This is a genomic window from Mesorhizobium sp. f-mel, assembly GCF_053850215.1.
The window spans coordinates 1-10,917 of sequence record NZ_JBSPTO010000020.1; the positions used below are offsets into that span (position 1 = coordinate 1).

Genomic DNA, 10,917 nt, shown 5'->3' on the forward strand with positions numbered 1-10,917 from the left:
AATGAATGCAAAACCCGATCGCGTGCTGTTTCCGAAGAGCAATTTGAGGTGAACTTCCTCACGCCCCCCGCGTCGCGGCAGGCAAGCCGGATGACCGACTATATGGGCTCCGTTTATCGGGCTCGTGCATGGATGTATCACGGGGACAATTCGCTGATCCGGTATCTGCAGGGCAATAGTGCGAGCTGGCGGGGCTTTCATGCATGACAACACCCGTTCTTCGCCGGGTGCACCCATTTCCGGAAGCCGAATGCATGCGAGATTGTCGCGGATGAAATCAGCCCCGATGGCTGGTGCCGCTTTTACAAGGCCGCGGCCCGGCCTGATCAGTCGAGCCGTCCTGGTATAACACACCCCCAACCGACAACACTGTATCACCGTTCCTCTGGCGGCTTGAGGTGCCGGAATTGCATCAGCAGCAGCAGGTCATAAATGATCTTTAGGGCACCGCAGATCAGGAGGGGCCATGCCCGGAACGAGGCAGCGAACAGAGCGCCCGCCAAGGCGGGACTGGCTGCGGCGGCTAGGCTGCGCGGGACAGATGTGAAGCTCGCGGCCGTCGCCCGCTCTGCCTCCGTGACGACGGCCATGACGTAAGACGATCGCGTCGGGACGTCCATCTGCGAAAGCGCAGCGCGGATCAACAGCAGGGCGAGTGCCAGAGGCAGCGTGGGCGCAAGCGCCGCCAACATCAGAGCAATGCTGGACGGAATGTGAGTGAACACCATCGTGTTGATGAGCCCGATGTGCCGGGACAGCCAAGCAGCAACGGGGAATGAGAACGCCGAAAGTACGCCGGACCAGAAGAAGAAAAAGCCCGCTTCCGAGAGCGACAGGTCGAATGTTTCGAAAAGCCACAGGGCAAGCAGCGACTGGACGACGAAGCCGCCGGCGAAGGCATCAAGGCTAAAAAGGGCCGCGAGCTTGAACACAATATTGCGCGAGGGGCCGAGCGCGGACGCGGTGCCGGAGTCCGACGCTGGACGGCGCTGCGGGATCCGCGCGTAGAGAAGGCCGCCGAGCAGGCCCAGAAATGCATAGAGCACGAACATCGCCTTGATGCCGGTGAGTTGGTCGAAGCCGGCTGGAGCCAGAAGATCAGGTGTCGCCGAAGCAAGCGCGCCAACCGCGCCTGCGAGCGCACCCACCAGGCTGTAACGCGCGAACATTTTGGTCCGGGCGGCATCAGTGACTTCGCGCGTGAGCACGGCATGCTCTAAAGGCACGAATACGCTGACGCTGCCGGCCGACGGGTTGATGGTGCCTGCGAAGGCGATCACCAAAAGCAGCGCGTAGTCGTGGACCACAGCAAGGGCCACACCTGTGGCGACCATCAGACTGGCGGCGGCAAGCAGGAGTTGGCGGTGATCGTGTCGGGCACCAAGGAGTCCGGCGGCGATGGTCATGAGCGCTGAACCGAGCAGCGATGCGGTTGCTATGATGCCGACCTGCAGAGGCGCGAAGCCTAATGCCAAGAGATAGACCGGCAACAGAATTGCCACGAAGCCGTCGCCCATGTCGCGCAGGGCTCGTGCCGCAAAAAGAAAAGTCGCCGGGCGGATCTGCTGCACTGATCTAGCCTGCCCTCATCACCTCGGCGTCACCGGCTTTGGCAGCGTCGCTCGACGGGGCCGGAAGATCATGACGGAGTCGCATTAGACATTTCAGCGAAGCGCATATCGGCTTCAATCCTCAGGCTACCGCCCAACAATGCTGATTCATATTGTGTCAAAGGGCTTGCAACGACCGAAGACGCAGCTGGCGCATATTGCACTTGGCTGTCAAGGGTCGGGATTGGGGGTCAGAATACCTGCTCGTCATCTTGCATTTAGGGAAGGTCCGAGAGGGGTCAGTTCACGTCGATGCACGCAGGGCACCAAAATGTCCGCTTCTGACATTCCGAGCCTCGAAGCCGCAAGTCCGCTTGCGGCCCAGAACGCGACGTTAGAGTATCTGCTCGGCAATAACGGCTTCTGGCGCTACCCGCGCATTGCGGTATTGGGCCCGGACGGCAAATCCCACCCAAAGCGGTGTCCAGCCTCGGGTAGCAGGCATCAGGTTTTCACCACTGGTCAGGCCGCCTTGACGAGCCTGGTTTCCGGCGTCGATGAAATCTGGCCGGCCCGATCGTCCTCGGTATCTTCCCACCAGTCGCCCAGGGCGTCGATGAGCGGCACAAGCTTGAGGCCGGGCGCCGTGAGGTCATAGTCGACGCGTAGCGGATAGCCGGCATGCGCAGTTCGCCGCACAATCCCGGCTTCTTCCAGCTTGCGCAGTTCCAGCGCCAGAATGCGGTGCGACACGGTCGGGTTGTCACGCCTCAGATCGCTGAAGCGCTTGGTTCCGTCCTTGAGATAGTAGAGCAGCAAGGTGGGCCAGCGACCGCTGAGCACGCGCATGGTCTCTTCGATCGGGCAGCGTGAGACGACATCTTTCATGGCGGGTCCCTGGTTACAGAATAGTGCGTAATTTACATGGGACGACCAGCGTTTAGGGTCAAGCTTCGCTGCGCAGCGTGATCCCTAACATGGAAGAGACAAAGAAATGGAACCTATCCTCCTTTACGGCGTCCCGGCGGGAAGTTCGATGGGGCTTGTCGCTGCTTTTGAACGCCTCGGACAGCCTTACCGCCTGTGTCGCGTCGACATGCTCACCGAAATGAAGAACGACGCCTATGCCAGCATCAACGGCCGTCAGGAAACGCCGGTGTTGATCACGGACCAAGGCAGAGTGCTCACCGAGACCATGGCGATTGCCGCTTGGCTCGAAGCCCGCGACACGCAACGTCGCATCAGCTTCGATCCTCGCTCGCCGGAAGCCGACCGGATGCATCAGCTGATGGCTTTCGTGAACACCGGTTTCACCGCCGCTTTCACTCCGCTCTGGGTTGCATATGAAATGGAATCGGCCGAGCCGGTCCTGCTGGCGACCTTGCGCGACTTTGGCCGCAAGGCCGTTGCCGAACGCCATGACCGGCTTGAGGCGATGATCGTCGACACGGACTTTCTGGTCGGCGATCGCCTGACGCTGGCGGATACCACGCTGATTGGCGTGGCACGCTGGGCGGAGTTCCACAAGGCGGTCGACGGCGCCTCCTACCCCAAGCTGGCGGCGTTGCGCCGCCGGATCGAAAGCGATCCGGACGTGCGGTATGCGCAGGCCATCGAGGATGGCGAAAAGCCGGCGGGTTCGGGTGCCTGCCTTGGCCACATTCGGCTGACCGAGGTAATTGAACGATTTGGTGCCTAGACTAGCACACGCCAGCCGCGCGGCACGGACGCGCCCTGTGCCGCGCGGCGCTTGCTCCGACACCACCCGATTCGCGACAATCACATCGAATTCGGCTATTATGCCATCGCTTTTGAAATGGCAGCTACGGGCGGCCATCCTGGCGGTGGCCGCCCCGACACACGGGAGAATGGTATGGCCAGCTTTCATGTCATGTCGGACGCGCGTGGAATGCACGTGCAGCCCACGGTGCGCCGCATCACCACGGCAGACCTGATGGATGTGCTACGGCTCGGCGTCGAGGATTTCTGGGCAAAGCCATCGCATTACGTGTTCATGTGCCTGATCTATCCGGTGGTCGGATTGATCCTGGCGCAGTGGACGACATCCGGCTCCAACGCCATCCAGCTCCTCTATCCCCTGATGTCCGGCTTCGCCCTGCTTGGACCGTTCGCCGCGATCGGCCTCTACGAGATCAGCCGCCGCCGCGAACTCGGCATGGACACGTCTTGGTGGCACGCGCTCGACGTGCGCCACTCGCCGGCGCTGCCGGCGATCGCAGTCATCGGCGTCATGCTGGTCGCACTGTTCCTGCTCTGGCTGTACACCGCGCAATCGATCTACACCGGCCTGTTCGGCAATCAGCCGCCCGCCTCGATCGGCGGCTTTTTGCGCGAGGTGCTGACAACGCCCAAAGGCTGGACGCTGATCCTACTCGGCAATGCGGCTGGCTTCGTCTTCGCCGCGATCGTGCTGGCGACGACCGTCGTCGCTTTCCCGCTGCTGCTCGACCGCGATGTCGGCGCGGTCTCGGCAATCGAGACATCGTCACGGGCGGTGATGACAAATCCGCTGCAGATGGCGCTGTGGGGCCTGATGGTGGCCGTGTTGCTGGTCATCGGCTCGATCCCGCTGTTTGCCGGGCTCGCCGTCGTCATGCCCGTGCTGGGCCATGCGACGTGGCACCTCTATCGCAGGGTGGTCGAACCGGAGCGGGCGCAGCAGGACCGGCGGCCGATGTAGGCTACGGCGGCAGTGCCGCCGCTCTATCTTTTCGTTTGAGCATCGGATTCTCCCAAAACCGGTACCCACTTTTGGGTCCGATGCTCTTAGTTAACGCTGCGCGTCGGTTGCCATCTTCAGGGCCAGTGCGGTCAGCACCGTGCCCATCATCCAACGCTGGATCACCAGCCATAGCGGTCGGCCGGCGAGGAAGATGGCGATCGAGCCGGCCGTAACCGCGATGATCGCGTTGACGGTGAGGCTGATCCCAATCTGCGTGGTGCCGAGCACCAGAAGCTGCGAAAGCACGTGGCCCTTGCCGGGGCTGATGAACTGCGGCAGCAGCGAAAGATAAAGCACCGCGACCTTCGGGTTGAGCAGATTGGTCATCAGGCCCATGGCGAACAATTTGCGCGGCCTGTCCTTCGGCAGTTCCCGGACCTGGAACGGCGAGCGTCCGCCTGGCCTCACTGCTTGCCAGGCAAGCCACAAAAGGTAGAGGGCGCCGGCAAAGCGCAGCGCATCATAGGCGTAAGGCACGGCAAGCAGCAGCGCGGTGATGCCGAATGCCGCCGACAACACGTAGAAGACAAAGCCGAGCGCCACGCCACCGAGCGAGATCAGGCCGGCTTTCGGCCCCTGAGACAGCGATCGCGAGATCAGATAGATCATATTCGGGCCAGGCGTCAGCACCATGCCGAGGCAGACCAGCGCGAAGGCGAGATGATTGGCGGCTTCGGGCACAGGTGCATCTCCGGATGGCGACTCCGCGCCTCCCGATGATCTCCATCCGATGTGCACGGTCAGGCGAACGCTCCAAGTGCCCTCGCTAGTCCGCACGCGCAAGAGCATGACAGCGCAAGCCATTGCGCCAGCCCGTCGCATCGCCGCTTACATGTCAGCCGACGATGCGCAGGTTCGACAATTCGTTGGCGATTTGCTTGAAATTGTCCGACAACGTCGCCCCGATCGCGTTCCAGAACAGCTTGGCCGGTTTGGTCGGATCGGTGGGATCCATGCGGAAGCGCGAGTCCGACGAGCATGCCTTCAGCGCATCGAGCGCTTTCTTATCGCCGGCATCGGTGGTCGACAGGTCGAGCGCGACGGTCATGACGAGAATGTTCGAACTCTTCGCGTTGGCGCAAAGGGTCTGCATCTGCTCGTCCAGAGCGGCGGTGTAATTGGCGCCCGTATAGGTGGTCTTGCCGATGTCCGTGCTCGTGTTCATGAACAGGCGCGTCACGCTTCCAGAGCCCGGATATGTCAGGCCGGTGTAGCCGTAAGCGGCATAGGTCGACCTGTTGTTGGCATAGCCGCTGTCGCTGACGGCGCTGTAGGTATTGGCGCCGTCAGTCAGCACGATCACCACTTTGTCGTTGCCCCTTTCGGTGTTCGGCCGGCCCTCGGTGAAAGGTTCGTTGCTCGACACCGTCCGCCAGCCCCAGGCAAGGCCTTCCGGAACGTTGGTATTGCCGTTCGGCGCCATGGCGTCGATGGCGTTCTTGATCTCGTCTTTCTGGGCAAGCTGGCTCACGTCTTTGAGCGTCGTGATCGGGTTGGTCGTGCAGGACGCATTCGGGCCGTCGCCCGAGGCAGCCGACTGCGAGCCGTAAGGCTTGACCAGGAAATACTTGCGCATGTCCGACTGCCGCTGTGAAGCGGTTGGGCTGCCGGTGTAATTGGGCCAGTCGGCCCACCAGTTGTTGCCGTAACCATAGGACAGATAGGTCACGTCGTTAGCGCCGTCGCGGTTGAAATCGAGCCAGAGGGTGCCAGCCTCGTCCGGCGCAAACATCGGCACGAACAGCGTGGCAGGCGTGGCGGTGTTCGGCGTCGTATCGTCGTTATTATACGGGTGCGGCCTCGCCTCGACGCAACCCTGCCAGCTCGCATAGCGACTAGTGGTGTAGATATATTCCGGAGTGGTCCAGTGGCCGCTGCTGCAGTTGCCTTTTTTGTTATAAGTGTCGCAGATATACTGTTTCGTGTTAGGCACTTCTTCGCGGCCGGACTCGACCGTGATGTCGGCGTAAAGGCTGAAGCGGGTCAGTGGTTGATCCTCGCTGTCGCCCCAGCCGGCGCCGCGCTTGTACCAGACGCCGTTGAGCTTCTCAGCGTATTTGTCCGGATCGTTGGCGGGGGTCATCTTCGTCCAGTCGAAATCCTCGTGCTGGATCGGGGAGATGCCGTCCTGGTCCATCCAGCTATCCTGGTCATGGGTGGGACCGACATTGACCGAAGCAGCGAACGGCACCAGGGAGAACTGCACCGGTTTAGTGACCTGCTTCATCTGCTGTGCCTGCAGTGCCAGCGTATCGACAAGCTGCTTGGCGGCAGTCTTCAGCAGGTCTATTCGCTTCGCGCCGGTGCCGGAACCCAGATTATTCATCGAGCCGGAATTATCGAGCACAAGGGCTACTTCCAGCGTGTTCTTGAGGCGGATTTCCGAGCACGCCGTGAAGGTTGTATCGCTGGTCGTCCCGCCGCCCATCAGCATAGCGGCGGCCGGCAGAAAATAGGGGCGATACGTCAGGGCGCTGCAGAGCTTCAACGTGCCGCCACCCGCATTGCTGTTGGGCAGGGTGACGGTAAGCACCGTATTGGCCGGATCGACAGGGCCGAGATTGGCTTCGAAGAAAGTCTTGGCATAGGCCTTGGCGTCGTCGTCGCTTGCGCCGGCGACGATCTTATGAGCGGTAGCGAGGCCGGCGCCGTCCAGGGCATTCAACGTAGCGTTCTTCTGGCGGAGCAGTTCCGAGTAGTCGACGCTGAGCGCCAAGCCGCCCATGAGCGGCACCATGGTGATGACCGTCATCAGCGTATAAGTGCCACGCCGGTCCCTACCGAATTTTCGGATCATTGCCGTCAGCACGCCGCCAGAACCCCTTTGTCGGCGAACAGATGCCACCAATCCTTAAATTTCAGATTGCTGAAATATGTCCAAGATCGACACACTTTTTCAAAGCTCGTTAACCACGCCGCCGCTGGGGCCAATGCCGCCCGCGATCGGGCCCGCCGCGGAGTGTCCGGAATCGGCTAAAGCTCTGGAAACGAAAATTTTTGTGCTTTGGGATTATGCCTTCATTGCTGGGCGGCGATGCTGAAACTCGGCGAAAGCTGGTGACAGGGTGAAGAGCTTCGGTTAATGCGGTCCAGTCGCTGCGGATCGTCGGCGGCGGCGCTCGCAACCATCATGACTTGGGAAACGATATGGCGGATTCGCCCGATATCATCGGCTCGCTCGCGGATTTGTCGGCAGCCTATTCTGCCATTCTTTGCGACGTGTGGGGTGTGGTCCACAATGGCGAACGACATTTTCCGGCCGCCGCTCTGGCGCTGGCCACCGCACGCGAAGCCAAGATACCTGTGGTGCTGATCACCAATTCGCCACGCCGCAGCGCCGATGTGGTGGCGCAAATGAATGCGATCGGCGTTCCCTCGGCGGCCTACGACCGCGTCGTCACCTCCGGCGATGTGACCCGCGACCTGATCATCGAGGGCCCGCGAAAGATCTTTCATATCGGCGCCGACCGCGACTTCACGCTCTATGACGGGCTTGATGTCGAGCTGGTCGAGGAGTTCGAGGCATCCGGCGTGGTCTGCACCGGGCTGTTCGAGGACGAGGTCGAGAAGCCGGAGGACTACGCAGATCTTCTGCGGCGGCTACGCGCCAGGAACCTGCCCTTCATCTGCGCCAATCCCGACATCGTGGTAGAGCGCGGCGAGCGGATGATCTGGTGCGCCGGGGCCTTGGCCCGCGACTATGCCCAGCTCGGCGGGCGGACGCTGATCGCCGGAAAACCTTATGCCCCGGTCTATGACGTAGCGATGAAGGAGATCGCCGATCTGCTCGGCCACCCGGTCGAGCGCTCGGACGTGCTGGCCATCGGCGACGGCATGATGACCGACATCAAGGGTGCTGCCGACAACGGCTTCGACGTGCTCTACGTGTCGGGCGGCATCCATGCCCGCGACTACGGCGATCCGCTACAACCGGATCCGGCCAGGCTAATCGCCTTTCTGGAAAGGCACGGCTACCGGCCGGTCGCGGTCATTCCGAGACTGCAGTAGGGTCGCTCGATGACGGAAGCCTTCGAACGCGTTTCTGCAATCTCGCCGCTGCCGGCCCATTTGCGGGGTGGCGTGGTGGCGATCGGCAATTTCGACGGTGTGCACCGCGGCCACCAGGCGGTGCTCGAGCGCGCGCTTGCCGAGGCCCGCCGGCGCGGCGTGCCGGCTCTGGTGCTGACCTTCGAGCCGCATCCGAGAAAGGTGTTCCGGCCTGAGATACCGCTGTTCGTGCTGACGCCGCCGCCGATGAAAGCACGGCTGTTGTCGTATCTAGGCTTTGCCGCACTCGTCGAACAGCCGTTCACGCGCGACTTCGCCGCATTGTCGGCGGAAGTGTTCGTGACCGACGTGCTGGACAGGAATCTCGGCATCAGTCACGCAGTGACCGGCTTCGACTTCCACTTCGGCAAGGACAGGCAAGGCGGCCCGGCCTATCTGATGGCGGCCGGCGAACGCCACGGCTTCGGCGTCACCCTGGTTGACGCGTTTCGCGACGAGGGCGCCGAGGTGGTGTCGTCGAGCCGGATCCGCGCGCTGCTGCGCGAAGGCGCGGTGGCCGAGGCCGCCGGCCTGCTCGGCTACCGCTTCACGGTTGAGAGCGAGGTGATCGGCGGCCAGCAGCTTGGCCGGACGCTCGGATTTCCAACCGCCAATATGAGGCTTTCGCCGGAAGCCACTCTGAAGGAAGGGATTTATGCCGTCCGCTTCCGTCGCGCAGACGGCACGCTTCACGATGGTGTTTCCAGCTTCGGCCGCCGCCCGACCGTCGATGACAACGGCGCGCCGCTTCTGGAAACCTTCGTCTTCGACTTCTCCGGCGATCTCTACGGCGAGATATGCGCTGTGATCTTCTTTGGTTTCCTGCGCGCCGAGGTGAAGTTCGACGGGCTCGACGCGCTGGTCGCGCAGATGAAGCGCGACGAGGTCGAGGCGAGGGCGCTGCTTGCCGGCGTCCGCCCGCTTTCCGATCTCGACGCGGCCATTGCTTTTTGAGCTTATTTTTTTAGCGCCAGGCCGACCGCAATGAAGGCCCAGCCCTGGAAGATCAGGTCGACGGCGAGAAACAGCCCCAGCACCCATACGCTGTTGACTGGCCAGCCCATAGCGATGACCAGGCCCGCCAGCGCGCTGATGACGCCGGCCGCCACCAGCCAGCCCCAGCCTTTTTCCGGTCTGTGCTTGTACCCGACCCAGGCCCTGAGCACGCCAGAGGCGAGAAGGGCGACCGCCAGCAGGAAGGTCAGCACCGCCGACGCCAGCAGCGGATTGTAGAAGGCGAAGAACCCGGCGACGGCATAGAGAAGGCCGCTGAGCAGCCAGTAGAAGAACCGGCTCCATGTCTTCACACCGAAGGCATGCATGATCTCGATGATTCCGGCCATCAGCATCAGCCAGCCGACGACATAGACCGAGGCGACCGTGGCGATGAACAGATTGCCGAATGCGATGCCGCCGAGGATCAGCAGCAGCACGCCGAGCCCGACGAACCATCCCCATTTCGCCCGCGTCTGACCAATCGCATCTTTTAAAGCATCGCCTTGCAGGGTCATCGCCGCCATCTCCATCGAGGTCGCCTGGCATCTTGCCGATTTGGAGGGTAGCGCCGAAGGCCTTGCCCGTCCAGCGAGCAGCTTGCACCGGACGCACGCCAAAAAAGCGAGGCAGCGTTTCGAATTTAAATCAAAGTTTACTGAACCGGCGCCATGGCTCTTGGCCAGGCCGGTTGTTCCCGCCGGCGTTTCGTGCGTATGGAGTGACGATGCGTTCTGTCAGGGTGTTTCAGGTGGTCTTGGCCAGCTTCGTGCTGTGCGCGCCCGCTGCCGCCGAAGCCGGCGAGGGCGCTTTGGGCTGGCTGTCCGGCGACTGGTATCTGACGGTCGGCGCCACCGGCATGGTCGCGCCGAACTTTGAGGGCGGCAAGAAGTACCTGCTCAGCGCCCAGCCGATCATCTCGCTCGGCAAGGCCGGTCCTGCGGCCCGCTTCACCTCGCGCAACGACAACATTTCGCTGGCGTTGATCGACGACGGCGGCCTCCGCGCCGGCCTGACCGGAAAATTGCTGTTTTCGCGCGATGGCGACGACGCCGACGAGCTGAAAGGCCTCGACCCGGTGCGCTGGGGTGGCGAAGCCGGCGGCTTCTTCGAATTTTATCCTTTTGACTGGTTGCGCGCCCGCGCCGAATTGCGGCGCGGCATTCGCGCCCATAGCGGCTTTGTCGCCGACATCGCCGCCGACGCATTCTATGATGTGACGCCCGACGTCAGAATTTCGGGCGGGCCGCGCGTCTCGTTTGCCTCGTCAGACTATTTCGACGCCTATTACGGCGTCAACGCCGAGGAAGCCGTGGCTTCGGGCCTCAGCCGATACCGTCCGGGCGGCGGCGTGAAGTCGGCGGGCCTCGGCGGCGCGGTGACCTGGAAAGTGACCGAGCCGATGACGGCCAGCCTGTTCGGCGAATATTCACGCCTGATGGGCCCGGCGGCCGATTCCAGCCTGGTCAAGGAGCGCGGCTCCAGAGATCAGTTCATGATCGGCGTATCGACGACCTATCGCTTCGATTTCTCGATGTGAGTGCTTAGCCCGGCAATCGCCTATCGGCCGGATGCGTTATGACG

Annotated in this window: 11 protein-coding genes; 6 read left to right on the forward strand and 5 right to left on the reverse strand. The window is 62.3% G+C overall.

The genetic code is table 11. The features are described 5' to 3' along the window. On the forward strand, window positions 1-207 hold a 207-nt coding region (locus tag ACWUKX_RS21720), incomplete at its 5' end, for a hypothetical protein (RefSeq protein ID WP_456008886.1). Window positions 208-374: 167 nt separating this feature from the next. Here ACWUKX_RS21720 and ACWUKX_RS21725 read toward each other — a convergent pair. Further along, window positions 375-1,571 carry an MFS transporter gene (locus tag ACWUKX_RS21725; RefSeq protein ID WP_287382265.1) on the reverse strand — a complete coding sequence of 399 codons (1,197 nt, stop codon included), beginning with the start codon at window positions 1,569-1,571 and terminating at the stop codon, window positions 375-377. Window positions 1,572-2,072: 501 nt separating this feature from the next. After that, window positions 2,073-2,438 carry a winged helix-turn-helix transcriptional regulator gene (locus ACWUKX_RS21730; protein ID WP_065009653.1) on the reverse strand — a complete coding sequence of 122 codons (366 nt, stop codon included), beginning with the start codon at window positions 2,436-2,438 and terminating at the stop codon, window positions 2,073-2,075. Window positions 2,439-2,544: 106 nt separating this feature from the next. Between ACWUKX_RS21730 and ACWUKX_RS21735 the strand changes: the two genes are divergently transcribed. Further along, window positions 2,545-3,249, forward strand: a complete 705-nt coding sequence (locus tag ACWUKX_RS21735) for a glutathione S-transferase family protein (RefSeq protein ID WP_456008887.1) — start codon at window positions 2,545-2,547, stop codon at window positions 3,247-3,249. Between the two features lie 174 nt (window positions 3,250-3,423). Continuing rightward, a complete protein-coding gene (locus ACWUKX_RS21740; protein WP_456008888.1) occupies window positions 3,424-4,251 on the forward strand; it encodes a DUF2189 domain-containing protein in 828 nt (275 codons plus the stop codon). A 90-nt stretch (window positions 4,252-4,341) separates the two neighbouring features. Here the strand turns inward: ACWUKX_RS21740 and ACWUKX_RS21745 are convergent, their stop codons facing one another. Next, window positions 4,342-4,974 carry a LysE family translocator gene (locus tag ACWUKX_RS21745; protein WP_456008890.1) on the reverse strand — a complete coding sequence of 211 codons (633 nt, stop codon included), beginning with the start codon at window positions 4,972-4,974 and terminating at the stop codon, window positions 4,342-4,344. 154 nt (window positions 4,975-5,128) lie between these two features. After that, window positions 5,129-7,090: a hypothetical protein gene (locus ACWUKX_RS21750; protein ID WP_456008892.1), complete on the reverse strand. Its 1,962-nt coding sequence runs from the start codon at window positions 7,088-7,090 to the stop codon at window positions 5,129-5,131. Window positions 7,091-7,440: 350 nt separating this feature from the next. On the opposite strand from ACWUKX_RS21750, the gene ACWUKX_RS21755 reads away from it, so the two are divergent. Further along, window positions 7,441-8,301, forward strand: a complete 861-nt coding sequence (locus tag ACWUKX_RS21755) for a TIGR01459 family HAD-type hydrolase (protein WP_456008893.1) — start codon at window positions 7,441-7,443, stop codon at window positions 8,299-8,301. A 9-nt stretch (window positions 8,302-8,310) separates the two neighbouring features. Beyond that, on the forward strand, window positions 8,311-9,294 hold the full coding sequence (locus ACWUKX_RS21760) for a bifunctional riboflavin kinase/FAD synthetase (protein ID WP_456008894.1): 984 nt from the start codon (window positions 8,311-8,313) through the stop codon (window positions 9,292-9,294). Between the two features lie 2 nt (window positions 9,295-9,296). On the opposite strand, the gene ACWUKX_RS21765 is transcribed toward ACWUKX_RS21760, so the two are convergent. Continuing rightward, window positions 9,297-9,851: an HdeD family acid-resistance protein gene (locus tag ACWUKX_RS21765; protein ID WP_029354161.1), complete on the reverse strand. Its 555-nt coding sequence runs from the start codon at window positions 9,849-9,851 to the stop codon at window positions 9,297-9,299. Between the two features lie 209 nt (window positions 9,852-10,060). Between ACWUKX_RS21765 and ACWUKX_RS21770 the strand changes: the two genes are divergently transcribed. Continuing rightward, entirely contained in the window at window positions 10,061-10,873 is an 813-nt protein-coding gene (locus ACWUKX_RS21770) for a MipA/OmpV family protein (protein ID WP_456008895.1), read from the forward strand. Window positions 10,874-10,917 lie beyond the last annotated feature (44 nt).